Annotated in this window: 21 protein-coding genes and 4 tRNA genes; 5 read left to right on the top strand and 20 right to left on the bottom strand. The window is 52.6% G+C overall.

Annotated features, from left to right (window positions below; genetic code table 11):
• Nucleotides 1–13 precede the first annotated feature (13 nt).
• The 6 genes from tig to BLW37_RS15405 all read right to left on the bottom strand — a co-directional run bounded on the left by tig (nt 14) and on the right by BLW37_RS15405 (nt 8,719).
• Nucleotides 14–1,327, bottom strand: a complete 1,314-nt coding sequence (gene tig, locus BLW37_RS15380) for a trigger factor (RefSeq protein ID WP_091344530.1) — start codon at nt 1,325–1,327, stop codon at nt 14–16.
• A gap of 241 nt (nt 1,328–1,568) precedes the next feature.
• The gene (locus tag BLW37_RS15385; protein WP_091344532.1) at nt 1,569–2,831 is read right to left on the bottom strand and encodes a glutamate-5-semialdehyde dehydrogenase; all 1,263 of its coding nucleotides are present in this window, start codon (nt 2,829–2,831) and stop codon (nt 1,569–1,571) included.
• Nucleotides 2,828–3,955, bottom strand: a complete 1,128-nt coding sequence (proB, locus tag BLW37_RS15390) for a glutamate 5-kinase (RefSeq protein ID WP_091344534.1) — start codon at nt 3,953–3,955, stop codon at nt 2,828–2,830. The genes BLW37_RS15385 and proB overlap by 4 nt, the downstream gene beginning before the upstream one ends.
• 293 nt (nt 3,956–4,248) lie before the next feature.
• Nucleotides 4,249–5,268, bottom strand: a complete 1,020-nt coding sequence (locus tag BLW37_RS15395) for a malonyl CoA-ACP transacylase (RefSeq protein WP_091344536.1) — start codon at nt 5,266–5,268, stop codon at nt 4,249–4,251.
• The gene (locus BLW37_RS15400) at nt 5,265–7,496 is read right to left on the bottom strand and encodes a thiamine pyrophosphate-dependent enzyme (RefSeq protein ID WP_091344538.1); all 2,232 of its coding nucleotides are present in this window, start codon (nt 7,494–7,496) and stop codon (nt 5,265–5,267) included. Before BLW37_RS15400 ends, BLW37_RS15395 begins: the two co-directional genes overlap by 4 nt.
• Nucleotides 7,497–7,543: 47 nt before the next feature.
• Entirely contained in the window at nt 7,544–8,719 is a 1,176-nt protein-coding gene (locus BLW37_RS15405) for an acyl-CoA dehydrogenase (RefSeq protein ID WP_091344540.1), read from the bottom strand.
• 101 nt (nt 8,720–8,820) lie between these two features.
• Between BLW37_RS15405 and BLW37_RS15410 the strand changes: the two genes are divergently transcribed.
• Nucleotides 8,821–9,663: a LysR family transcriptional regulator gene (locus BLW37_RS15410; protein ID WP_091344541.1), complete on the top strand. Its 843-nt coding sequence runs from the start codon at nt 8,821–8,823 to the stop codon at nt 9,661–9,663.
• 273 nt (nt 9,664–9,936) lie between these two features.
• Here BLW37_RS15410 and BLW37_RS15415 read toward each other — a convergent pair.
• The 4 genes from BLW37_RS15415 to BLW37_RS15430 form a co-directional block, all read right to left on the bottom strand.
• Nucleotides 9,937–10,013, bottom strand: a tRNA-Pro gene (locus BLW37_RS15415).
• A gap of 16 nt (nt 10,014–10,029) precedes the next feature.
• Nucleotides 10,030–10,105, bottom strand: a tRNA-His gene (locus tag BLW37_RS15420).
• A gap of 29 nt (nt 10,106–10,134) precedes the next feature.
• Nucleotides 10,135–10,211: transfer RNA gene (locus BLW37_RS15425), tRNA-Arg, on the bottom strand.
• Between the two features lie 113 nt (nt 10,212–10,324).
• A tRNA-Pro gene (locus BLW37_RS15430) sits at nt 10,325–10,401 on the bottom strand.
• A gap of 235 nt (nt 10,402–10,636) precedes the next feature.
• Here BLW37_RS15430 and folD point away from each other — a divergent pair.
• Nucleotides 10,637–11,497 (top strand): bifunctional methylenetetrahydrofolate dehydrogenase/methenyltetrahydrofolate cyclohydrolase FolD, encoded by an 861-nt coding sequence (gene folD, locus BLW37_RS15440; RefSeq protein ID WP_091344696.1) that lies wholly within the window; start codon nt 10,637–10,639, stop codon nt 11,495–11,497.
• Between the two features lie 57 nt (nt 11,498–11,554).
• Here the strand turns inward: folD and BLW37_RS15445 are convergent, their stop codons facing one another.
• Both BLW37_RS15445 and cysS read right to left on the bottom strand, forming a co-directional pair.
• Entirely contained in the window at nt 11,555–13,126 is a 1,572-nt protein-coding gene (locus BLW37_RS15445; RefSeq protein WP_091344545.1) for a methyl-accepting chemotaxis protein, read from the bottom strand.
• Nucleotides 13,127–13,307: 181 nt separating this feature from the next.
• Nucleotides 13,308–14,705, bottom strand: coding sequence for a cysteine--tRNA ligase (gene cysS, locus BLW37_RS15450; RefSeq protein WP_091344547.1), 1,398 nt, complete (start codon nt 14,703–14,705; stop codon nt 13,308–13,310).
• A 120-nt stretch (nt 14,706–14,825) separates the two neighbouring features.
• Here cysS and BLW37_RS15455 point away from each other — a divergent pair, with 120 nt between their 5' ends.
• On the top strand, nt 14,826–15,320 hold the full coding sequence (locus tag BLW37_RS15455) for a peptidylprolyl isomerase (RefSeq protein WP_091344549.1): 495 nt from the start codon (nt 14,826–14,828) through the stop codon (nt 15,318–15,320).
• Nucleotides 15,313–16,050 (top strand): UDP-2,3-diacylglucosamine diphosphatase, encoded by a 738-nt coding sequence (locus tag BLW37_RS15460; RefSeq protein WP_091344550.1) that lies wholly within the window; start codon nt 15,313–15,315, stop codon nt 16,048–16,050. Before BLW37_RS15455 ends, BLW37_RS15460 begins: the two co-directional genes overlap by 8 nt.
• 72 nt (nt 16,051–16,122) lie before the next feature.
• On the opposite strand, the gene BLW37_RS18750 is transcribed toward BLW37_RS15460, so the two are convergent.
• Nucleotides 16,123–16,293, bottom strand: a complete 171-nt coding sequence (locus tag BLW37_RS18750) for a hypothetical protein (protein WP_171907650.1) — start codon at nt 16,291–16,293, stop codon at nt 16,123–16,125.
• An 84-nt stretch (nt 16,294–16,377) separates the two neighbouring features.
• Nucleotides 16,378–17,157 (bottom strand): tRNA isopentenyl-2-thiomethyl-A-37 hydroxylase MiaE, encoded by a 780-nt coding sequence (gene miaE, locus BLW37_RS15465; RefSeq protein ID WP_091344552.1) that lies wholly within the window; start codon nt 17,155–17,157, stop codon nt 16,378–16,380.
• A gap of 225 nt (nt 17,158–17,382) precedes the next feature.
• Here miaE and BLW37_RS15470 point away from each other — a divergent pair, with 225 nt between their 5' ends.
• Nucleotides 17,383–17,982 (top strand): Yip1 family protein, encoded by a 600-nt coding sequence (locus tag BLW37_RS15470; protein ID WP_091344554.1) that lies wholly within the window; start codon nt 17,383–17,385, stop codon nt 17,980–17,982.
• Between the two features lie 60 nt (nt 17,983–18,042).
• Here BLW37_RS15470 and purF read toward each other — a convergent pair whose 3' ends face one another.
• The 6 genes from purF to truA all read right to left on the bottom strand — a co-directional run bounded on the left by purF (nt 18,043) and on the right by truA (nt 23,938).
• Entirely contained in the window at nt 18,043–19,560 is a 1,518-nt protein-coding gene (gene purF, locus BLW37_RS15475; RefSeq protein ID WP_091344555.1) for an amidophosphoribosyltransferase, read from the bottom strand.
• Between the two features lie 44 nt (nt 19,561–19,604).
• Nucleotides 19,605–20,093, bottom strand: a complete 489-nt coding sequence (locus tag BLW37_RS15480; protein WP_091344557.1) for a CvpA family protein — start codon at nt 20,091–20,093, stop codon at nt 19,605–19,607.
• A 58-nt stretch (nt 20,094–20,151) separates the two neighbouring features.
• Nucleotides 20,152–20,820: an SPOR domain-containing protein gene (locus BLW37_RS15485; RefSeq protein ID WP_091344559.1), complete on the bottom strand. Its 669-nt coding sequence runs from the start codon at nt 20,818–20,820 to the stop codon at nt 20,152–20,154.
• On the bottom strand, nt 20,817–22,106 hold the full coding sequence (folC, locus tag BLW37_RS15490; RefSeq protein ID WP_091344560.1) for a bifunctional tetrahydrofolate synthase/dihydrofolate synthase: 1,290 nt from the start codon (nt 22,104–22,106) through the stop codon (nt 20,817–20,819). Before folC ends, BLW37_RS15485 begins: the two co-directional genes overlap by 4 nt.
• 19 nt (nt 22,107–22,125) lie before the next feature.
• Nucleotides 22,126–22,986 carry an acetyl-CoA carboxylase, carboxyltransferase subunit beta gene (gene accD / locus BLW37_RS15495; RefSeq protein WP_091344562.1) on the bottom strand — a complete coding sequence of 287 codons (861 nt, stop codon included), beginning with the start codon at nt 22,984–22,986 and terminating at the stop codon, nt 22,126–22,128.
• 112 nt (nt 22,987–23,098) lie between these two features.
• Complete coding sequence (gene truA / locus BLW37_RS15500) at nt 23,099–23,938, bottom strand: tRNA pseudouridine(38-40) synthase TruA (RefSeq protein ID WP_091344698.1); 840 nt, start codon at nt 23,936–23,938, stop codon at nt 23,099–23,101.
• Nucleotides 23,939–23,946 lie beyond the last annotated feature (8 nt).

A 23,946-nucleotide genomic window follows, 5' to 3' on the forward strand; every position in this document is an offset into this window, starting at 1 on the left:
TGACCTTGCCGGCTTAGTTGGCAGCCTGTTGTGGATTCATGATCTCATCAAACTTCGCAGAAGCTTCTGTGACAGTCGCTTTGCTTAGCACCAACTCGATGGCCTGATCTTCCAGTGCAACATTGCGCATGCTTTGCAGCAGCTCCTGATTGCTGTTGTAGTACTGAACTACTTCCTGCGGATCTTCGTAGGCAGAAGCCACATCGGCAATCAGTTCCTGAACGCGGCTGTCGTCCACTTTCAGCTCGTTGGTTTTAATGATTTCACCCAGCAACAAACCTACTTTAACCCGATCTTTCGCCTGCTCTTCGAACAGAGACGCTGGCAGCTCAGGCAGTTGCTTTGGATCCATATTCTGACCAAAACGCTGCATCGCTTGCTTGCGCAATACGTCTACTTCGCCAGCAACCAGTGACTTAGGAACTTCCACTTCGTTGTTGGCCAGTAAGCCTTTGATCACCTGATCTTTTACTTTGCCACGGACCGTTTGCTTCAGCTCACGCTCCATGTTCTTGCGCACTTCAGCTTTTAGCGCATCCACAGTGGCTTCAGCTAGGCCGAACAGGGCGGCAAACTCATCATTCAGTTCAGGCAGTACCTGCTTCTCAACTTTCTTTACAGTCACTGCGAAGCTGGCTGCTTTGCCTTTCAGGTTTTCAGCGTGATAATCTTCAGGGAAAGTTACTTCCAGCGTGGTTTCTTCAGCGGCTTTCTTGCCAATCAGGCCTTCTTCAAAACCTGGAATCATGCGACCCTGGCCCAGCTCCAATGTGAAGTCGCTGGCTTTGCCGCCTTCAAATTCTTCGCCATCAATGCTGCCAACAAAATCCATGACAATACGATCGTTCTTGGCTGCTTTGCCTTTTTTCTCGGCCCAGGTAGCGTGTTGCTTACGCAGGGTTTCCAGCATTTTATCCAGATCTTTATCTGTAATTTCCACCACTGGCTTGCTGACTTCAATTTTGTCCAGCGCCTGAACTTCTACCTCTGGGTAGACTTCGAAAGTGGCAGCAAACTGCAAATCTTTACCTTCTTCCAGTGCCTGAGGGGCAAAGGTTGGTGAGCCTGCAGGAGTGATTTTCTGCTCAATAATAGCTTCGTAGAAGCTGCGCTGCATTTGCTCGGAAGCAACTTCCTGCAATACTGCCTGGCCATAACGCTTTTGGATGATAGATACAGGCGCTTTACCTGGACGGAAGCCGTCGATGCGCTGGCGCTTAGCCAGATCACGCAAACGGTTTTTAACTTCAGACTGAATCGCATCAGCCGGCACAGTAATAGTTAAACGGCGCTCTAAACCCTGAGTGGTTTCCACAGAAACTTGCATCTTGTTACCTCAAAATCAAATTCAGGCGCTTGATGTCACGCCGAAAAAAATCGAGTCTGATTCTCGCCTGAGCCGCAGCTCAACAGACTTGTAGTTGAATAGGACGCGGCATTATAGCGAGCGAAAAACAGCAAGTCGAGCCCCCTGCCCCAGTTTCGTCATTTGCCGCTATTTTCATCGCGCTCAGACAGCAGTAAGCCGCCCACAGGCGGCTTACTTGTCCCAGGAAATCTAACCGTTTTTAACGCGTCTGGCCCTGGCCGGTGACCACAAAGCGTTCTGTGGTCAGGGCTTCTAAGCCCATAGGGCCGTAGGCATGCAGCTTACTGGTCGAGATGCCGATTTCAGCACCAAGGCCAAGTTCACCGCCATCGGAGAAACGTGATGAGGCATTGTGCATCACCACAGCTGCATCCACCTGATTGATAAAGGTATCGGCACTGGCCTGATCCTGGGTGCAGATTACCTCGGTATGGTAACTGCCAAACTGATCGATGTGTGCCATGGCAGCATCCAGGTCATCCACCAGCCGGATGGCGATTTCCGGTGCCAGGTATTCCTGACCAAAATCGCCTGCAGCAATAGGCTCGGCACTGTCAAAGTAACTGATGCTGCGCTCACAGGCATGCACTTTTACCTGATGGGCGCGCAAAGCATCAGCCACCATGGGCAGAAAATCGGCCGCCTGATGTTTATTGACCAACAAGCATTCTAAGGCATTGCACACACCAGGACGCTGCACTTTACCGTTTAACAACAACTCCAGCGCCATATTCAGATCAGCGCTTTGATCCACGTAAAGATGGCATACGCCTTTAAAGTGCTGGATCACCGGTACCCGACTGTTGTCAGTGACAAAACGAATCAAGCCTTCACCACCGCGCGGGATCACCAAGTCGATGAACTGATCCTGCTGAATCAAATCCAGCATCAACTGGCGATCCGGGTCTGGCACTATAGTAATCACATCTTCCGGCAACTTATGCTCAGCAAGAGCCTGGTGCATGGCCTTAGCAATGGCCAGGCTGGTCTGAATGGCTTCACGACCACAGCGCAGAATCACGGCATTGCCGGATTTAAAACACAAAGCACCGGCATCGGCAGTGACATTGGGCCTTGCTTCGTAAATCATGCAAATCACACCCAGTGGAATACGGCGTTTTTCAATGCGTATGCCATTGGGGCGCTCTTCAATAAAGCGTTTGCTACCCACCGGATCAGGCAAATGAATAATCTGTTCGATGGCGGCTGCCATCGCATCAATGCGCTCTGGGGTTAAGGTCAGGCGATCCAGCATGGCAGCGCTGGTTTGGTTGGTTCTGGCCGTTTCCAGCTCAGCTGCATTGGCCGCTAAAATAGCCGGAGTAGCCGATCGAATGGCGTTAGCCATGCTTTGCAACACGTAATTCTTTTGCTCCGTTGATAAATGCGCAACGGCTTTGGCTGCTTTGGCAGCCTGAGCGGCAAGAGTCGCCGCCCTAGTTCCCAAACTAAGGGTACTCATAATCTCTCCAATAATGTCATTTCATCACGGTGAATCACTTCGTAGGTGCTGCCTGGCAGGATATCCCCCAGGTGCTCTGCGATTTCACTCGTCTGTTGACCTTTGATGCTAAATAGTTCACGGGCGCTGTAGCGGCTGACGCCTTTGGCAATGGATACTTTACCACTGCCACAACGAACAATCACCGCATCACCAGGTTCAAATTCACCCTGCACATGCACAATGCCACTGCACAGCAAGGAAGCCCCCTGATGGCGCAGCGCTTTCATGCAGCCATCATCCACCCAGATCTCACCTTTGGCCCGCAGAGTATGACGTACCCAGTGCTTTTTACCGGACATCGGATCTTTATGACCATGAAAAATGGTGCCCGGATTAAAGCCATCCAGCAAACGGGTAAAAGTATCCTGCTGGTGACCATCAACGATCAGGGTATCAACGCCGTGGGTGGTGGCTTTTTCAGCCGCCTGCACCTTGGTCCGCATGCCGCCAGTGCCTACGCTCGAGCTGGCACCGCCGGCCAGGCTGTAAATGCGCTCATCAATGGTCCGTACTTCCGGGATCAGCTGTGCTGATGGATCCTTATTAGGATCGGCGGTAAAAAGCCCGGTAATGTCCGAACAAATGATCAGCGCATCCGCATTTGCAACGGTGGCGACCATAGCAGCCAGATTATCGTTGTCACCCACTTTGATTTCTTCGGTGGCAATGGTGTCGTTTTCGTTGACGATCGGCAACACCTGATGATCCAGCAAACGTCGTAAGGTATTGCGTACATTGACATGACGAACCCGATCACTGAGATCACCGTGCGTCAACAGTACCTGAGCACAAGGAAAATCAAAACAATTGGACCAGAAATTCATCATCTGGTTTTGGCCAACCGCAGCCATGGCTCGTTTTAGAGCAATGGGAACCCGATGGTGATTGAAATTAAAATGATGCCTGCCTGCAGCAACACTGCCTGATGAAACCAGGATCACCTCGATATCGCGATCACGACATTGACGGATGAAATCAGCGATGGGGCCTAGATATTTTTCACTGCAACCGGCCTGGGGATCGGGGGCAATTAATGCACTGCCGACTTTAAGCACTATCCTGCGCCAGGATGGGTTCAACATAGCTCCTCCGTTTTTAAAACCGCGGCTATGATAGCAAATTTTGTAACTCGGCACCACCGGCTTTCAGAAAGCCCTTAGCGAATAAGCATTATAAACTAAAGAAATATCCATATTAAACAGATATTTATTCAGAGACACCCATTAAGCGCTTGTTTTTTAGCCAAGAACACAGCATTTTCCGCTTAATTATTCTGTAATAAAATTACAAAAAACCGCAGCATCCTGGCTGCGGTTTTTTGGGTAATGGCAGCGCTCAAACGCGGCTGAAAGACGTGTGAAGAGAGCAAAGCAGTTCAGAGTACCAGGCTGCGCTGCTCCGACAGCCCCATCGACAACAACAGTGGGCTTTGTTGCTGGCGCGCACTGAAATCGGCTTTGCTGCCAAGCCCCTGCCAGTTCAGCCGGATTAAGCTTTGCGCTACAGCGCCTCCTAAGCTGCTGCCTGGACCAAGCAGGATCAACACATCAGGTGCAAACTCTTTGACCGCCACTTCAATCGCCAGACTAAAGTCATAACAGCCCTGCACCTGACGATCCAGCGTGTAGTGCTTTAGCGCCGCCGCCTCGGTAGCAAAAGGCTGCCAAATTCGGCCACAGCCATCAATCAGTGGCAGCTCTGGGCGCGCGAAAGCACTGGCAGGAATTGCTGCCATGGCTTTACTGGCTGCATCAGCCATCAATGGAGAGTGAAAGGCGGCGTGGCCAGGTAACAGCAGCGGAAAACGTTCATCCACCCTGGGTAAACGACGAAGCACGGCTTGCATCGCCGCCTCGCTGCCAGCCAGCACCGCATAGCCACCAAAACGAATGGACTCAAACAGCTCACCGGCATAATCGGCCAACAGCACATCCACCAGAGCTATTTTGTCTGCATCGGGTTGCCAGTCGCTGTTGACCAGTGGATAGATGCACTGACCTCCAGCTGCCCCTGCTGTGAGTTTTGCCATCTGGCAGACATACTGCATCGCAGCAGCCGGATGCCAGACACCGGCACAGCCAAGGGCCGTATACCACCCCATCGAATTGCCGGTGATAGCCACCACGTCAAACTCAGCCTGATTGATGCTCTGATAATCCAGCAGGCCGGCACTGAAAATAAGACCAGCAGCGTTTTCTGCTTGTTGATGCACGCGACTGGCATAGTGGCCGGCGCCATCCAGCTCTCGAATGCCGGCCAGGCCAAGTTCAGCGCGTACTTTATCCAGTTCGGTTAGTAAAGCGGTTTTATCGCCATGCAAGCGACCAATGCTGCCAAGCTCCGGCTTGTTGTAACTGCCCCGCCCCGGGCAGACCACCACAGCGGTTTTTTTCATGCTCTGCGCTCCTGTGGTTGTGCTTCGGTGCTTCTGTTTGCATCCGCCATGCTTCGTACCCGGGCGATGATCTGCTCTTTCGATGGCAACACCTGATAGGCAGCGGCGCCAAGCGGAATAAAGCTGTCTTCGGCCGTGATGCGCTCAAGCTGAAACTGTCCGGGCCGGGCTTCATGCAACAAGGTGACCAGCTCTTCACTGACCGAGCCACGGCGACGGCATTCATCGACAATCAGTAACGTGCGACAAGGCCCGATGGCACTCAAGATAGCATCCAGCTGCAGGGGGATGAGGCAGCGTAAATCCAGCAAACGCAGCCTATAGCCCTGGTCGCGTAACTCCAGTTCTGCCTGACGCGACAGATAGTAGCCATTGCCGTAGCTAAGAATGCATAGCTCCTGGCCATCACCAAATACCGCAGGCTCGCCCAAAGCGGGCAACGGCGTCTCAGGACTGGGGTAATTACGCACCCAAAGACCATCGCCGGCCTGCAGCAAATCCCGCGTCATATAAAGCGCTATAGGCTCCAAAAACACCACCAGTCGTTTTTGCTCATGCGCCAGCCGCGCAGCCTGGCGTAGCAATAAGGCCGCATCTTCACCATTGGACGGGCAAAGTAAGATTAAGCCTGGTATATCGCGAAACACCGCAAAAGAGTTGTCGTTATGAAAATGACCACCAAAGCCCTTCTGATAAGCCAGGCCAGCAATCCGGATCACCATGCCGTTGTGGTACTGGCCATTGGAGAAAAACGGCAGGGTAGCCGCTTCGCCACGAATTTGATCCTCGGCATTGTGCACATAGGCCAGAAACTGGATTTCCGGCATGGCTACGAAGCCCTGTTGCGCCAGCCCTATGGCCAGTCCAAGGATGCTTTGCTCATCCAATAGGGTGTTGATCACACGGTTGTAGCCAAAGGCATGCACCAGATGCTGGGTGACATTATAGACCCCGCCTTTTTTGGCGATGTCTTCACCGCACAGCACTAGCTCGGGGTACTGCGCCATCAGATCGTGCAGACACCAGTTCAGCAGCTTGGCCAAATGTTGTGGCTTGCCCTGGTTGTGTTTATCAAACGCAAACAACTCCGCACGGGCAGCCGCATCCGGCAGCGTGGGCAATGGCTTTTCAGGCCGCTGTGGCGCGATGGAAGCCATCACTCCGGCAGCTGACGTCAGTTTAGGCCGGCTGCTGGCCTGTTCGGCAATGCGCTCAATACGCTGATCCAGCGCCTGCACCCAGCGGCCCAGTTCAGTCGGGCTCATCCAACCCTGCTCAAGAATTTGAGCGGTGCTAAACAGCAAAGGGTCCAGCTCCAGCTCGTCGGCAATACGCTCTTTCTTGCGATAGGCCACTTCGGCATCAGAGCCGGCATGGCCAAACAACCGCACTGTGGCCAAATGCAGCACCGCTGGTTTGCGGTAACGTCGAACATAATCGGCAGCCTGACGCGCCACCTGATAGGTACCGGCCAGATCGCGGCCATCGGCATGAAAATACGTCAGACCTGGTCGGTTGTTCAGGTTTTGCTGCACCCAACCGGTTGGGGTTGGCGTGGAAATACCCAGCCCATTGTCTTCGCAGACAAAGAGCACAGGTACAGGTACCTGCTGAAAAGCAGCCCAACAAGCGGCATTCAGTGCCCCCTGCGTGGTAGAGTGATTAAGTGAAGCATCGCCAAAGCTGCAGTAAGCAATGCTGTCATCCGGCCAGCTGCCGTTATGCTGCAAACGCCTGGACAGCGCTATGGCAAAAGCCGTCCCAACCGCCTTGGGTAAATGCGACGCTATGGTACTGGTTTGCGGCGGTATATTCAGTGCCAGGCTGCCCAGCACTTTATGCCGGCCGCCGGAGATGGGATCCTCGGCCGACGCGGCGAACGACAACAACATATCGTACAACGGGGTTTGCCCTTCAACCTGCTTGCTGCGCTGGATAAAAAAAGCGCCACTGCGGTAGTGCAAAAAAGCCGGATCAGTCGGCCGGAGGGCTGCAGCAACCGCCGCATTGGCTTCGTGACCACTGCTACCAATGGTGTAAAAGCTCTGCCCACTGGCTTGCATCAGCCGCGAGCGTAAATCCAGCAAGCGGCTTTGCAACTGACTTTCGAACAATTGAAACAGCAGGGCCGGGGCAAGCTCGCCCTGGCTTACGGCGACTTCGGGTAATTGATGGTGCAAAATACGCTGCAGATAGGCCTGCAGCCAGGGATGTTGTGAACTGGCCATCGGAACTCCTGTTTGGGTCTTACCGGGGTCGCAGCCCCGAAGCGCTGTTAGCCAAAGGCCTGCAAACCGGTCTGAGCACGGCCCAGGATCAGCGCATGCACATCGTGGGTGCCTTCGTAGGTATTGACCGCTTCCAGGTTCATGACATGGCGGATCACATGGTATTCATCGGCAATGCCGTTACCACCGTGCATATCACGGGCCTGGCGGGCTATCTCCAGCGCCTTGCCACAAGAATTGCGCTTTATAAGCGAAATGGTCTCAGGTGCCAGGCTGCCGGCATCCATTAGACGGCCGGCCTGCAGGCAGCCCAGCAACCCCAGGCTAATATCAGTTTGCATATCGGCCAGTTTTTTCTGCACCAGTTGGGTGGCTGCCAGCGGCCGGTTGAACTGGGTGCGATCCAGGGTGTACTGCCTGGCGGCGTGCCAGCAGAACTCGGCTGCGCCGAGCGCACCCCAGGCGATGCCGTAGCGGGCTTTATTCAGACAACCAAAGGGGCCTTTTAGGCCACTGACATTGGGCAGTAGCGCTTCTTCGGTTACTTCCACCTGATCCATCACGATTTCGCCGGTGATGGAGGCACGCAAGGAGAACTTGCCTTCAATTTTGGGCGCGCTCAGGCCCTTTAAGCCTTTCTCCAGCACAAAGCCTCGAATTTCACCATCCAGCTTGGCCCAGACCACAAACACATCGGCAATCGGCGAGTTGGTGATCCACATCTTGCTGCCATTGAGCAGATAACCGCCGTCAATTCTCTTGGCCGTAGTGCGCATGCTGGCCGGATCCGAGCCGGCATCCGGTTCGGTCAGGCCAAAACAGCCCACCCATTCGCCGGTAGCAAGTTTGGGCAGGTATTTTGTACGCTGAGCTTCGGTGCCATAAGCATGAATGGGGTGCATCACCAACGAAGATTGCACACTCATGGCACTGCGGTAACCGCTATCAATCCGCTCCACTTCGCGGGCAACCAGGCCATAGCACACATGATTCACACCAGCACAACCGTATTCTTCCGGCAAGGTAGCACCCAGCAAGCCAAGCTCACCCAATTCCGTCATAATGGCGCGATCAAACTGCTCGTTGCGGTTGGCCAGCAAAATGCGCGGCATCAGCCGCTCCTGGCAATACTGATGCGCGCTGTCGCGGATCATCCGCTCTTCTTCGGTTAGCATGTCAGATAAATGAAACGGGTCTTGCCAGTTGAATGGGGCTCTGCTCATGGTGTGTTTTCCTTAAAAAACAGATCGGTTACTGGCCAGATTAGCCAGCCTTGATGTAAAGTTAAAATATATTAATTCTGTATCCGGTATAGATTTAAACTATGGATATACGCCATCTGAAGTATTTTGTCGCTGTGTACGAGCAAGGCAGCGTCAGCGCGGCTTCACGCCAATGCTTTGTTGCCCAGCCGTCGCTGTCATCCGCTATTCGCCAGTTAGAGCAGCAACTGAATGTCACTTTGTTTCTGCGCCAGCCCAAAGGGGTTACCCCAACCGAGGATGGGGAGCGGCTCTATGGCCACGCCTGTCGGCTACTCGGTCAGTTCCAGGCGCTACAACGCTCTTTTACCGAACCTGTCGATAAAATTCGTTTTCGGCTTGGGTTGATACGGGCGCTAGGCGTAGAGCGGATGAGTGATTTGCTACGCCAGTTCAGCCTGCAATTACCCGGCCTGGAGTTGCAGCTGGTGGAGCCGGATGAGCCTTGCGATGCCCGTATTATCAGCCCGGAGCTGTTAAAAAGTGGCGAGCAATTTCAGCCGATGTACCATGATCACTTTCAGCTGGCGTTGCCGGCAGGACAGCCGTTGGCGTTAAAGCAGCGTATCAGTTTGCAGGATTTTGCCGGACTGGCCCTGATTAAACGCACCCCGTGTGAAGCCTGGCAAAAACTGTATCCGGAGTTGGTACGCCAAGGCATCAAACCCGATATCCGGGCCGATATTCATACCATTGAGTATGCGCTGGGTTTGGTGTCGGCAGGTGTTGCCTGTGCTTTGGTGCCGGATTTTGAGCAATTGCGCCAGCGCCAGGACCTGGTGCTGCGCCCCATTGCCATGGCCGGGCTGGAGCGGCGGATTGGGCTGGCCTACAGCCCGGTGCAGGCCAGTGGTTTGGCGCTGGAGACGTTATTACGACTCTGCCAAAAGCTCGCAGTTCCCTAACTCTGAGCTCGGATCAGGCTAGGCTGGACGGACTTTCTCCGGAAACCTGACACGCCCGGACGGCGTGTCAAGAGCGCCCAGGGATGGGTTCACAGCGTGTTCCGGAAAAAGATCCGCCAGCCTGGCCGTGCTACGAAGCACATAGCAAGCAAGAATAACTAATAATTTGAATGATAGAAAAAGAGAGGGAAATGGTCGGTGATGCAGGATTTGAACCTGCGACCCGTTAGGATGAACAGTACCCAAACCAAGTGAATAAACGTTGAGGGGAAATGGTCGGTGATGCAGGATTTGAACCTGCGACCCCTTGGACCCAAACCAAGTGCGCTACCAAGCTGCGCCAATCACCGACATTTCAGAACGAGTTGGGGTGGATGATGGGGCTCGAACCCACGACAACCGGAATCACAATCCGGGGCTCTACCAACTGAGCTACAACCACCACAATGTAAAACTTGTTTTGCACCCAAATGGCGCGCCCGATAGGATTCGAACCTATGACCCACGGCTTAGAAGGCCGTTGCTCTATCCAACTGAGCTACGGGCGCACATGTCAAACGCCTACGCGGGAGAATATAGTGGTCCGGTGATGCAGGATTTGAACCTGTGACCCTTAGGATCAAGAGTACCCAAACCAAGTGCACTACCACCACGTTAAAATTGGTCGGTGATGCAGGATTTGAACCTGCGACCCCTTGGACCCAAACCAAGTGCGCTACCAAGCTGCGCCAATCACCGACTTTGCTGCATCGCTGCAACGGGGCGGAATATTAACGCCCGGACAAGGTATCGTCAAACCTTTTTTTAGTCCGCCCCCCCCGATTGCTGCTTATTTATACCAAGCGGCGGATAAAAGCCAAATCAGCAGTTTGGCCTTTACGTGTATAGCTATCTGCTGGATCAGCGGCAAGTATCTGGTCATCCGCCGGTGGGTATGAGAAAATAACAGCATTCACTTATGCTGAGAGAAGTTATGACCGCCCAGTTGATCGATGGTAAAGCCGTCGCCCAGTCGATAAAAACCAAAGTTGCCGCTAAAGTCCAAAAACGTCTGCAGCAAGGAAAACGAGCCCCTGGCCTGGCCGTTGTTCTGGTAGGCCAGGATCCGGCATCGCAAGTTTATGTGGGTAGCAAACGCAAAAGCTGTGACGAAGTTGGTTTTCGTTCCTTTTCCTACGACTTACCAGCTGACAGTTCCGAGCAACAACTGCTGGATTTGATTGATCAACTGAACCTGGACCCGGACGTGGATGGCATCCTGGTGCAGTTGCCGCTGCCAGCTGGTCTGGATGCGTCGGTGATTTTAGAGCGCATTCATCCACATAAAGACGTGGATGGTTTTCACCCTTACAATATCGGCCGACTAGCCCAGCGCATGCCAGCACTGCGTCCCTGCACGCCCAAAGGCATCATTGCCCTGCTGGAAAGCACCGGTCAGAACATTAAAGGTTTGCATGCAGTAGTGGTCGGCGCTTCCAATATTGTCGGGCGGCCAATGGGGCTGGAGCTGCTGTTGGCTGGCTGTACCACCACCATCTGTCATCGCTTTACCCGTGACTTGGAATACCATGTACGCCAGGCCGAACTGCTGGTTGTTGCCGTGGGTAAGCCCGATTTTATTCCTGGTAACTGGATCAAGCCAGGTGCCCTGGTGATTGATGTCGGCATCAACCGGCTGCCGTCCGGTAAACTGGTAGGGGATGTTGGCTTTGCCGCAGCTGCAGAGCGTGCTGCTTATATCACCCCGGTACCAGGTGGTGTTGGCCCTATGACGGTCGCTTGTCTGATTGAAAACACGCTGGAAGCCTGCGAGCGCTATCACGACCAGTCTTAAGGCTTAGAAAAAACCGCAGTAGTTGCTGCGGTTTTTTTTGCTAAGCGACTGTTGGTGTTAACTCAGCCGGCTAAAGCGCTGTACCAAATCTTTCAAATCATGGGCGGTATCCTGCAAGCGGAACACACTGTCTGCCGCTTGCTGCCCCTTACCAGTACTGTCTTGAGCCAACTCGGAGATACTGACCACCTGACGATTAATATCATCGGCCACATGCGCCTGCTGCTCCACGGCAGTGGCCATTTGCATCGCCATAGCCGCAATGCTGTTAATGGCCTGACTGATACCATCCAGCATTTTTTCAGCATCGCCAACCATAGCGACCCCTTTATCCGCATCACCTTTCCCCGCCTCTGCTACCTGTACAGCGGCCTCCGCCTTGCGGGTCAGCTCGGTGATAATGCCATGAATGTCCTTGGTCGACTCGGTAGTACGTGCTGCCAGTTGCCGCACTTCATCCGCTACCACGGCAAAACCACGACCTTGCTCACCAGCCCGCGCTGCCTCAATAGCCGCATTGAGTGCCAGCAAGTTGGTCTGATCAGCAATTTGCTCAATGATCTGAGCCGCTTTGGCGATGCTGCTGGTTTGTGCCGCCAATTCCTGCACAGAACTGCTGATTTGATTAACCGACTGCTGCAAATGCACAATGGCACCGCGGGTATCGCCGGCAATTTGCAAACCGGATTGCGCCAACTTATCGGCATCATCCGCCTGGGAAGCGGTTTCCTGCACATGCACGGACACTTCAGCAATGGTGGTGGTCATTTCATTCATCGCCGTCGCCACCTGTTCGGTTTCCTGCTGCTGACGCCCAATCTGTTCAATCGCTTGCTCTGAGGTGGTTTTGGCATCGCTGGAAAAGTTAAAGACCCGCTCAGCAGCATCTTCAATCCGGGTCAGTACGGTATTTAAGTGCGCCTGCTCAGCCAGGATCGCCACTTCAAAAGATGCTTCTACGCCCTGACTATCACTGTAGGACTGCATGGCCAGAGGATCACGAAAGGCCGACGGTAACAACGCATCCAGCCGGCTAAGTCGCGCTTGGCATTGCCACTGCGCAATGGCGTAAACCAGCACGGTAGTCAGTGCCAGAGAGAGCGCCGCAGCACCAACGCCAAACAGCTGCCAACTGCCAAGCGCCAGCGCCAAAGCCGCAGCAGGTGCCCAACTAAGCTCTGCCCAACGCTTGGCACGCGATAACAAAGGATTGGTGGCCTTGCCTTCCCGAATACGCTGATACAAGGCTTCGGCCCTTGCTACATCCTCGCGGCTTGGGCATACCCGCACCGACTCGTAACCAATGACTTTGCCGCCCTGATGCACTGGTGTGACATAGGCATTTACCCAATAGTAATCGCCATTCTTACAACGGTTTTTCACCAGTCCCATCCAGGGTTTGCCACGTTTTAGATAAGACCACATGCTCTCATAGGCGGCAGGTGGCATATCCGGGTGGCGCACAATGTTATGTGGCTGACCAATCAGCTCTTCACGGCTAAAGCCACTGACGGCGACAAACGCATCGTTACAGAATGTGATCATGCCTTTGGTATCGGTGGCAGAAATAAGCTTCTGCTCTTTAGGATAGATCTTTTCCCGTTGGGTTACCGGCTGGTTATTACGCATGCCACTCCCTTAATCTAAGCTTGAATTTATTGTTCGAGATCAAAAGTATACCACTTATTGGGTATTTTGCTGCTACACACACAACTTTAGTTTAGCTAAAACGAAACAAGCCACCAGTGGCACTGGTGGCTTGTATAAGAAATGACAGACAAAAAGGGGAAAAGCCTGGCCGTAAATTCGCTTAACTGCGTCGCCAACTGGTAACGCCGTTTTTATCCTCCAGCACGATACCCATGGCGTTAAGTTTATCGCGAGCCGCATCGGCAGCCGCCCAGTTTTTCTCTGCCCGGGCCTGATTGCGCTCGGCAATCAAAGCTTCGATCTCTGCCACATCATCTTGCGACTGGCCTGCGGTACCGCCACGTAAGAATGCTTCAGCATCCCCCTGCAAAATACCCAAAACACCACCTAACATATGCAGCAGACTGGCCAGTTGGCGCGCTTTGTCCACATCGCTGTCTTTACAACGATTGGCTTCACGCGCCAGTTCAAACAGTACCGGCAAGGCTTCTGGGGTATTAAAGTCATCGTCCATGGCGTGCTGAAAACGCTCTACATACTGAAAACTCAGTTCATCACTCAGCTCGACTTCTTCCGCCGGCGGCAGCTCGCGCAGCACCGTGTATAAACGGCTCAGTGCCGCATGCGCCTGCTCAAGGTTCTCGGTGCTGTAATTCAGCTGGCTGCGGTAATGACTGGACAGCAGGAAATAACGCACCGACTCTGCATTGTAGTTGGCCAGCACTTCACGCACGGTAAAGAAGTTGCCCAAAGACTTGGACATTTTCTCTTTATCTACCTGCACCATACCAGTATGGATCCAGGTGTTGGCGTAGGCGCTGTCATGGGCACAGGTGGACTGGGCAATCTCGTTCTCATGGTGTGGGAACTGTAAATCCGAGCCACCGCCATGAATATCGAAATGCGCACCAAGGTGGCAGGCACTCATGGCCGAACATTCAATGTGCCAGCCTGGCCGGCCCTTGCCCCAGGGCGACTCCCAGCTGGGTTCGCCCGGCTTGGCCGATTTCCATAACACAAAGTCTAGTGGGTCATCTTTGCTGTCGTTGACATCAACCCTGGCTCCGGCTTGCAGCATATCCAGATTCTGTTGGCTCAGCTTGCCATAAGCATCGTACTTGCTAACATCAAACAACACATCCCCATCCTTGCTGACATAAGCATAACCTTTGTCTTGCAGCGTCTGAATGAGTTCAATGATCGGCTGCATATGGCCGGTAACGGTTGGCTCAATATCGGCTGGCAGCAAGCCAAGTGCTTCGAAATCTTCGTGCATGGCCCTGGTAAAACGCGCTGTGAGTGCATCGCAACTTTCGTTGTTCTCGGCCGCCCGTTTGATGATTTTGTCATCCACATCGGTGATATTGCGTACATAAGTCACATCGTAACCGGAAAAACGTAAATAGCGGTTGATCACATCAAAGGCGACATAAGTACGGGCATGACCGATATGACAGTAGTCGTAGATCGTGATACCACAAACATAAAGACCCACTTTGCCTTCGACCAGTGGCTGAAACGTCTCTTTGGTTCGGGTAAGGGTATTGAAGATCTGCACTTAGCACTCCTGCCTGCTCTGTAAACGAAAGCGCTAGTTTAGCATCGGCAGTGCCTGTAGCGCTATGTCACAGCAGGCAAAAAAAAGTTACAATGGATTTTTTCTTTGCAGGAGCAAACCATGGTTCAGTTACATACCAATTATGGCGTGATTACGCTGGAACTCTTCGCCGACAAAGCACCAGCCACCGTAGAAAACTTTTTAAGTTATGTGAAAGACGGTTTTTTTGATGGCACCATTTTTCACCGGGTGATCCCTGGCTTTATGGTTCAGGGCGGCGGCTTTACCAGCGATATGCAGCAAAAGCCAACCAAAGCAGCCATTAAAAACGAAGCCAACAACCAGGTAGCCAATACCATCGGCACCATTGCCATGGCCCGGACTTCGGATCCACATTCAGCCACCTGCCAGTTTTTTATCAATGTAGCAGATAACGACTTCCTGAACTTCCGGGCTGAAAACAGCCAGGGTTGGGGCTACTGTGTCTTTGGTAAAGTCAGTGCCGGCATGGATGTGGTGGATAAAATTACCGCTGTGCAAACGGGTCGCCATGGTCCTCATGCCGATGTGCCGACCGAACCGGTGGTGATTGAGCGCGCCGAGCTGAATGACTAAGCCACACACGCTGTTTATTGCAGACTTGCATTTAAGCGCTGAGCGAGCCGATATCACCAGCGCTTTTCTGCAGTTTCTCAAACAGGATGCCGTTAAAGCTGATGCGCTCTATATTTTGGGCGATTTGTTTGAAGTCTGGATTGGCGATGACAATCCAGAGCCGTTGCTGATCGGGGTAGCCCAGCAGCTGAAACAGTTAAGCCAGCAGGTGCCGGTGTACTTTATTCATGGCAACCGGGATTTCCTGCTGCGTCAGCGCTATGCGAAAAGTGCCGGCATGCAGTTATTACCAGCGCAACAAGTGATTGAACTGTACGGCACCCCTACCCTGATTATGCATGGCGATAGCCTCTGCACTGCAGATATCAAGTACCAGCAGTTTCGTCGCTGGTGGGATCAGCGCTGGTGGCAAAATCTGATGTTGTCGTTACCGCTGTGGTATCGCCAGCGTCTGGCCAAAAAGGCCCGGCGTAAAAGTGCGGCTTATAAAGCCACGCTATCTGGTGATGCTAATCAAATTATGGATGTCACACCAGATGAGGTGGTGCGGGTGATGAATGAGGCGGGTGTTCTCCATCTGATCCACGGCCATACTCACCGGCCTAAGGTGCATCAGGTGCCATTAGCGCAAGGCGCAGGCAAGCGCTATGTGCTGGGTGACTGGTACCAGCAAGCCAGCTATCTGAAAGTCAGTGCCGACGATTGGCAGCTGTATTTTCAGGATCTTTAGGGCATGTCCGTGTAACCACGCTCTTTAAGAGCCTGAACGCCAACTGGCCAACCGTCGGAACTGGCGTCAAGCTTAGTTATAACCAAGAATAGCGGTTGGCTCTAACTCTGGCCGCTCAGTAAAAGGTTTATTACCGGCCAGCAAGGACGGTGCCTTACCAAAGTGGCCACTCGTTGGCTGATACTGATCATTGCTTTGATTAACGTTGCGGGTAGCGTCTTGCGGTTGTTGCAGTGCATTCATGGTGTGTCTCCTTCACCTCTGGCGTATACAAGCATCATAATCCATCGATGCTGAAGCTAAGCTTAATCGACAACTGGTTACTTTTCAAGCGATGAGGTAGTCAGGTACCCCGCTGTGGAAACGAAACTCGGCATCGGGTTGCAGAATGAGTTCTGCTTCAATGGCAGCCAATTGCTGCACCCGCTCATCAATCGGCTCCGGGCTAATGTCGGCTGCCAGCTGCAGATAATCCTGGTAATGACGTGCTTCTGAGCGCAGCAAAGAGATGTAGAAACGCTGTAACTCCCCATCAAGCCGGGGTGCTAAAGCGGCAAAGCGTTCGCAGGAGCGGGCTTCAATCAAGGCACCGATGATTAACTTATCGACCAGCAAGCCAGGATCACGACTACGGACATGGCGCAATAAACCCGAGGCATAACCAGCGGCGCTCAGGGGTTGCATCTCGATGCCTCGCTGGCGGATAAAAGCCAGCACCTGCTCAAAATGGTGCAGCTCTTCTTTGATCAGCCGCACCATCTTCTCCAATACCTGCTGCTGCCAGGGCGCAGTGCCCTTGGCTGTGAGCTGGCCTATCAACGCATTTTTACTCTGGCTGAAGTTACCATCCCCAACTTTGCGATAAACAAAGTCCTCGTAGGGCTTGAGCCAGCTTAGTAAGGCCCGGGCTGACCCATCATCGGTGGCATAACGGCGAATGAGCAAGGCCGCACTCTGTGCGGCTTTTAATTCACAGTGCATATGGTCAATCAGCAATGCCGGTAACTGATCCGGTAAAGCCGCTTGCTCAAGCCAAGCTTGTGGGGTGCGGCAATGCAGAAACTGGTGGATAGGTGCCAGCAAGCCGGCAAGTTCAGCAGTATTCATGGTTACAAAGAAGCTTGGGAAAAGAAGTATTATAGCGATTTTGACCTGGCGCAACCAGCGTTCTGGCCTGCAGACCTGATCCGGATCAAATTTTGTGCAACATGACTTGACGGCCGGACTAAATTTGGCCATAACTGAACTATACCTAAGAGATACTCTGGTATAACCCAATTGGTACAACAGTGCTGATTGTAAAAGACGTAGGCAGTGTGAAGGATAATAATTATGATATTGAACCACCTATGGGGACTGTATGCCCACCCGAAAGAAGAGTGGCATACCATCGACCAGCGCCATGAAAGTTTTCGTTACAGCCTGGCGCATATATTGATTATTGCGCTTATTCCATCCATCTGTGCTTATTACTCAGCCGTGCATATTGGCTGGAGTATTGGCGTGGGTGATACCATTAAACTTACAGCTGATAGCGCTCTGATGCTGTCGGTTGCCATGTATTTTGCTTTAATTGGTGGTGTTTTTGCATTGGCGTTTCTGGCGCACTGGATGGCGCATACCTTTGGCTCTGAACCAACCTACACCCAAACGCTGGAGCTGGCAGCTTACACCTCAACGCCGCTGTTTATGGTTGGTTTTGCCGCCCTGTACCCAGAGTTGTGGTTTGTGATGCTGGTAGGCCTGGCTGGCCTGGCATACTCAGTCTACCTGCTTTATGTGGGCGTGCCTATTCTGATGCATATCCCGGAAGAGCGTGGTTTTATTTACGCCAGCTCGGTAGTAACCTGTGGACTCATTTTACTGGTCTGTGTGCTGACCGGCACCGCCATTTTGTGGAGCTCCGGCTTTGGGCCCGCCTTTACGCACTAGCGAAGCCTCACTGATAAAACAAAAGCCGCAATTGCGGCTTTTGTTTTATTGCGGTGGGTATTAATCCGCCTCGTTGTAGGTTTCTAAATTGGTTGCCATCGCCATGGCGGCATTGCGGTTTTTGGCGCCATCGCTGCGCTGTTGATCCAGCCTGTTCAGGTAATCCTGATCGATGTCATTGGTGACATAAACACCGTCGAATACCGAGGTTTCAAAGCGCTTAATCTCCGGATTCACGGTACGAACAGCAGCAATCAAATCTTCCAGTGATTGGAAGATCAAACCATCAGCGCCAATGTTCTGACAAATGCTGTCGACATCATGACCATGGGCAATCAGCTCATTGGCTGATGGCATATCGATGCCATACACATTGGGGAAACGCACTTCCGGTGCAGCGGAAGCAAAATACACTTTCTTGGCACCGGCATCCCGTGCCATCTCAATAATTTGCTGTGAAGTAGTTCCGCGTACGATGGAATCATCCACCAACAATACATTCTTGCCTTTGAACTCCTGCTGGATGGCATTTAATTTACGGCGCACCGATTTTCTGCGCTCTACCTGGCCAGGCATAATAAAAGTACGGCCGATGTAACGGTTCTTCACAAAACCCTGCCGGTAAGGCAAACCCAGCTCGTGGGCAATTTGCAGTGCAGCGTCATTGCTGGTTTCCGGGATTGGGATCACCACATCAATGTCCAGCTGGCTCCACTCCCGTTTAATTTTTTCGCCCAACTTGGTGCCCATGGCCACCCGTGAGGCATAGACTGAAATATTGTCGATGGTCGAGTCTGGCCGGGCAAAGTAGACATACTCGAAAATACAAGGGCTGTAACCCGGGTTTTCGGCACACTGCTGGGTGAACAGCTCACCATCCTCGGTAATGTAGACGGCTTCGCCTGGATAGACATCACGCATCACCGTAAAGCCATCCGCGTCCAAAGCCACACTTTCAGACGCCACCATATATTCAGTGCCGGCTTCCGTCTCACGCTTACCTATCACTAAAGGACGAATGCCATTAGGATCGCGAAAAGCAACCAGGCCATGACCGATGATCAGTGACACCACGGCATAGCCGCCCCGCACTTTTCGGTGCACGGCGGTAACCGCCTGAAACACATCTTCCGCGGTCAATGACAGCGTATTGTTCTGTTGCAGCTCATGGGCAAAGACATTCAGCAGAATTTCGGAGTCCGAGGTGGTATTGATATGACGCCGCGCCCGTCGGAAAATTTCTTCGGTCAGTTGCTCCGAGTTGGTCAGGTTGCCATTATGCGCCATTGCAATGCCAAAAGGACTGTTGACATAAAACGGCTGAGCTTCGGCGGTACTGGACGAGCCAGCCGTCGGGTAACGGACATGACCAATGCCGATATTGCCTGACAAGCGCAGCATATGGCGGGTATGAAACACATCTTTCACCAGGCCATTCGCTTTACGCAAACGCAGGGTGTTGTTATCCACCGTCACGATGCCAGCGGCATCCTGGCCCCGGTGTTGCAACACCGTCAGGCCATCGTACAGCGCCTGGTTGACCGGATACTTACCAACAATACCAACAATACCACACATGGAATTTTCCTCGCCTCAAACTAATAACCCACGACAAACAGGTATTAGGGCTGTTGCATAAAACTCGAGTGATTCTGCAAATAATCGAAGAACCACTCAATGATAAATCGGAACTCGGGGATCAACATCGAGCTCTGCCACCAATCGGTTTTGCCGGCACCGGTGAAAGCATCTACAAAAAACAACACAGCGCTAACTAACAATACGCCGCGCAAAGCACCAAAAATTAGACCCAGCACCCGATCGGTTCCACTTAAACCAGTGGATTGGACCAATTTGCTGATAAGAAAGTTGACTAAAGCTCCCAGGATCAGGGAGCAGACAAATAGAATGGCGATAGCCAGAGCATTGCGCAGGATTTCATCATCCAGGCTGGTAAAATAAGCGGCCAGATGAGGGTAATAATAACTGGCAATAAAAAAGGCAAGGATCCAGACGATCAAAGAAACCGCTTCTTTGACAAAACCGCGCACCAGACTGATCACTGTTGAAAGCGCGATGATAGCCAGAATGACAAAATCAATCCAAACCATGAAATACCAAAGGATGTCTGATCACGGCGCGCATTCTATCAAAGTCACCGCCCCTTGCCTAATTATTTTCCAGCGGCTGATAGTTGCTGATCACCAGACGATCATCCCGGGCAATAGTCCTGAGCTCTGCTAAACGTTGCTCCAGTGCTTCGCGGCGTAGATCCGGCCCAACGAAAACACTGGTCAACTGCACACCTTGGTTGTTGGTAACCTGACGGGTATAGGTACGAAAGCCAGCATCATTCAAGCGCTTTACCAGCTCTTCGGCATTTTGAACCCGCCCAAAGCTGCCAACCCGCACCGTCCAGGCTCGCTCAGTCAGGAGTTGCGAAGCACTGTCCGCGGTTTCAGGCGAAGAGGTCGCCGGACGTTCAGTGCCAGATTGACTGGCTTGTGTTTCCCCCACCGTGACCTGAGCATACGCTTGCGAAGGCAGTTCCTCATTACCAGTGCTGGCTTCCTCGGCTTTTGCAGCCACTTTGTCCGCATCCGAAGCTTCAATATCGACCCGTGGCTCCGCCAGGGCTTGTTCACGCCGGGCTATCACTGCAGCGCTGTCCAGCAACTGCTGCTCTTGCACCCCCTGAAACTCAGGCCGGGCTGGAATTTGCTCGAAATCATCTTTCAGCACCTGTTTTTCACCATCCAGTAAGTCTGGCAAAAACACCACGGCTGCAATCATCAAAATGCAGGCGCCCAGTAAGCGTTGTTTAAAAGCTCTTGTCATTTCGCCTCCGGTAAATCGGTAGTCAGGCCAAGTACCGCAGACACAGTAACAAATGAGCCGAACACCAGCAATAAATCATCCTGCTGCAACTGCTGCATGATCTGCTCAAAACCGCTGCGAACATCGCCAAACCGACTGATAGAACTGCTGGCAGGTAAAATGTCCTGCAACAGATCCGCAGCGGCGCCACGAGGCCCCGGCAAGCTAACCAAAGCCCAGTGGTCGATCAGGTCAATCAATGCATCCAGCGCGCCGGGCTTTACTTTATCACGCATCATACCGCAAAGCGCCACTAGTCGGCGGTTGCCCGTTTGCAATGATCGCAGTTGCTGTGCCAAGTACTGAATAGATTGAGGGTTGTGAGCCACATCCACCAACACGGACGGATGCTGCTGCAACCATTGCATGCGACCAGCCAGGGTTACGCCTGCCAGCGCCTTTCGAATGCGGGCGGGCTCTTCAGGCAACAAACCGAGTTGCTGCACAGCCATCAGGGCTGTCGCTGCATTTTGCACTGGGATTGACAGTAACGGCAACTCTGTCAGAGTGATAGTATCACTTTGCCAGTTCCAGCCAGTTTGCCCGGCTTGCCAGTGATAATGCTGATCAGCTCTTAGCAGTTGAGTGCCAAGACTGGCAGCGACTTCAAGCACACTGGCAGGCAATTGTTGCTCGGCCACCACCGCCATCCGATTTGTTCGAAATACCCCAGCTTTCTCACGGCCAATGGCTTCCCGGTCTGGACCAAGCCAGTCCTGATGATCCAAATCGATGGTGGTTAAAATACTCAGCTCTGGCTCGACAATATTGGTCGCATCGAGACGCCCACCCAAACCAACTTCAATCAGCGCTACATCCGGCTGGTAGTCTTTGATCAAATAAAAAGCAGCCAAGGTGGTGAACTCAAAATAGGTCAGTTCGATGTCCTGACGCAGCTGCTCGATAAATGCCAAGGCTCTCACCCAATCGGCATCGGTGGCATCCTGCAGGTTAAAACGCAAACGTTCGTTAAACCGAAGTAAATGTGGGGAACTGTAAACAGCAACCGTCAAACCCTGCGCCAGCAGCAATTGCTCCATGCAACGTGCTGTGGTGCCTTTGCCATTGGTGCCGGCAATCAGTACCACCCGGCCAGGTAACTGCTGCAAACCCGCCCGCTCAGCCACCTGACGAACACGCTCCAGGCCAAGTTCAATTTTATGTTGAGGGTGTTGCTGCTCAATAAAGCAAAGCCAATCGTCCAGTGTCTGGCACGATTGGCTGGTAAGGGAGGTTAAGGTGCTCATAGGTCCCTGAGCAGTTGGGTTACTCCTGTTCTGGAGCTGGCAACTGCATAAATTTAGCCACAAGTCGGGCAATTGTATCGCGCATTTCGCGGCGGTCAACAATCATATCAATGGCACCATGATCCAACAGGAACTCACTGCGCTGAAAGCCTTCAGGTAGCTTTTCCCGAACCGTTTGTTCAATGACCCGCGGGCCAGCAAAACCAATTAGCGCCTTTGGTTCGCCAATGTTGATATCTCCCAGCATGGCAAGGCTGGCCGATACTCCACCCATGGTAGGATCCGTCAAGACTGATACATAGGGCAAGCCCTGCTCGCTTAACTTGGCCAAAGCTGCACTGGTTTTGGCCATTTGCATTAAAGACAGCAAAGCTTCCTGCATCCGGGCACCGCCGCTGGCAGAGAAACAGATGTAAGGTACTTTGTGTTCAATCGCATACTCCACGCCTTTAACAAACTTAGCGCCAACCACCGATGCCATTGAGCCGCCCATAAAATTGAATTCAAAGGCTGAGGCAACCACAGGCATGCCTTTGAGCTGACCATGCATCACCAACATGGCATCTTTTTCACCGGTTTCTTTTTGCGCTGCGGTGATACGATCCTTGTAGCGTTTGCTGTCTTTAAACTTCAGCAGATCCTGTGGCTCGAGATCAGCCGCCAGTTCAGTGGCTGTGTTGGTATCGAGAAACATGGTAAGACGATCACGCGCACTGACACGCATATGATGATCACACTTCGGGCAAACGCCAAGCTGCCTGTCCAGATCAGCTTTGTACAAAACGGCATCACAGGCCGTGCATTTGGTCCAGACGCCTTCAGGAATGTTGCGGCGTGCAGAAGTCGAAGTTCGGGGAAGGATCTTTTCTAACCAACTCATATCGATTCCTAATCGGCTTGCGGTGAGCACACCATAAAGCCTTGCTTATTTGGGCTGAAATGCACCGAAATTCTGAAAAACGGTGGCTATTAAAGCATAAAAACGGCGCATGTTAATATAAAAAACTGGTCTTAGTAGTCAGTCCAGTTGCGCTGGCTAAATCCAGTTGTGCTGGTAAAAACAATGGGCCCGGCTCAGTTGCTGGTAACTGAAACTCTGAAGGATAGTCTACCGCGACCAGATACAGACCACCAGCTTTGGCTGTAGCCGCTGCTTTGGTTCTATCTTTGCCGGCCAGCAAGTCTGCCAGCCAATGGACTGACTGACGCCCCATACCAACCTCTAACAAAGAGCCGGTGATGTTGCGCACCATATGATGAACAAAGGCATTGGCTTTGATATCCAACACCACATAAGGCCCAAAACGCTGCACATTTAAATGATGGACAAAACGGTTTGGGCTTTTCGACTGGCACTGAATGGCTCGAAAAGCACTAAAATCGTGCTCACCCAGCAAGCACTGGCCGGCCTGATGCATTTTATCTGCGTCCAGTGGCTGGTGGTAATGGCTTAAGCCAGCCTGCAAAATGGCAGGCCGGTATTGCTGGTTCAAAATGATGTAGCGATACCGCCTGGCGGTAGCGGAAAAACGAGCATGGAAGCCATCCGGTACCTGCTTAGCCCAGCGCACAGTGATGCCTGCAGGTAAGTGGCTATTGGTCCCCATGATCCAGCCTTTATCCGATCGTGCTGCGCTGCTATCAAAATGCACAACCTGCCCAGTGGCATGCACGCCTGCATCCGTCCGGCCAGCACACTGGGTCAGAATGCTTTCGTTGGCTACCTTGGACAGGGCTTGTTCCAAGTGCTGCTGCACACTGGCGACTTCCTGCTGGCGTTGCCAGCCATAAAAAGCCGAGCCATCGTATTCAATACCAAGCGCAATCCGCATGCATACCT

Source organism: Alkalimonas amylolytica, assembly GCF_900107845.1.
Lineage (GTDB): Bacteria > Pseudomonadota > Gammaproteobacteria > Enterobacterales > Alteromonadaceae > Alkalimonas > Alkalimonas amylolytica.

Excerpts from the sequence above, each read along its gene's own strand:
- folD (WP_091344696.1), top strand. The coding sequence starts at position 10,637 with ATGACCGCCCAGTTGATCGATGGTAAAGCCGTCGCCCAGTCGATAAAA.
- BLW37_RS15480 (WP_091344557.1), bottom strand. The coding sequence starts at position 20,093 with ATGGTTTGGATTGATTTTGTCATTCTGGCTATCATCGCGCTTTCAACA.
- folC (WP_091344560.1), bottom strand. The coding sequence starts at position 22,106 with ATGAGCACCTTAACCTCCCTTACCAGCCAATCGTGCCAGACACTGGAC.
- BLW37_RS15385 (WP_091344532.1), bottom strand. The coding sequence starts at position 2,831 with ATGAGTACCCTTAGTTTGGGAACTAGGGCGGCGACTCTTGCCGCTCAG.
- accD (WP_091344562.1), bottom strand. The coding sequence starts at position 22,986 with ATGAGTTGGTTAGAAAAGATCCTTCCCCGAACTTCGACTTCTGCACGC.
- BLW37_RS15400 (WP_091344538.1), bottom strand. The coding sequence starts at position 7,496 with ATGGCCAGTTCACAACATCCCTGGCTGCAGGCCTATCTGCAGCGTATT.
- BLW37_RS15445 (WP_091344545.1), bottom strand. The coding sequence starts at position 13,126 with ATGCGTAATAACCAGCCGGTAACCCAACGGGAAAAGATCTATCCTAAA.
- BLW37_RS18750 (WP_171907650.1), bottom strand. The coding sequence starts at position 16,293 with ATGAATGCACTGCAACAACCGCAAGACGCTACCCGCAACGTTAATCAA.
- BLW37_RS15410 (WP_091344541.1), top strand. The coding sequence starts at position 8,821 with ATGGATATACGCCATCTGAAGTATTTTGTCGCTGTGTACGAGCAAGGC.
- miaE (WP_091344552.1), bottom strand. The coding sequence starts at position 17,157 with ATGAATACTGCTGAACTTGCCGGCTTGCTGGCACCTATCCACCAGTTT.
- BLW37_RS15455 (WP_091344549.1), top strand. The coding sequence starts at position 14,826 with ATGGTTCAGTTACATACCAATTATGGCGTGATTACGCTGGAACTCTTC.
- proB (WP_091344534.1), bottom strand. The coding sequence starts at position 3,955 with ATGTTGAACCCATCCTGGCGCAGGATAGTGCTTAAAGTCGGCAGTGCA.
- tig (WP_091344530.1), bottom strand. The coding sequence starts at position 1,327 with ATGCAAGTTTCTGTGGAAACCACTCAGGGTTTAGAGCGCCGTTTAACT.
- BLW37_RS15395 (WP_091344536.1), bottom strand. The coding sequence starts at position 5,268 with ATGAAAAAAACCGCTGTGGTGGTCTGCCCGGGGCGGGGCAGTTACAAC.
- BLW37_RS15470 (WP_091344554.1), top strand. The coding sequence starts at position 17,383 with ATGATATTGAACCACCTATGGGGACTGTATGCCCACCCGAAAGAAGAG.
- BLW37_RS15460 (WP_091344550.1), top strand. The coding sequence starts at position 15,313 with ATGACTAAGCCACACACGCTGTTTATTGCAGACTTGCATTTAAGCGCT.
- purF (WP_091344555.1), bottom strand. The coding sequence starts at position 19,560 with ATGTGTGGTATTGTTGGTATTGTTGGTAAGTATCCGGTCAACCAGGCG.
- BLW37_RS15405 (WP_091344540.1), bottom strand. The coding sequence starts at position 8,719 with ATGAGCAGAGCCCCATTCAACTGGCAAGACCCGTTTCATTTATCTGAC.
- truA (WP_091344698.1), bottom strand. The coding sequence starts at position 23,938 with ATGCGGATTGCGCTTGGTATTGAATACGATGGCTCGGCTTTTTATGGC.
- BLW37_RS15485 (WP_091344559.1), bottom strand. The coding sequence starts at position 20,820 with ATGACAAGAGCTTTTAAACAACGCTTACTGGGCGCCTGCATTTTGATG.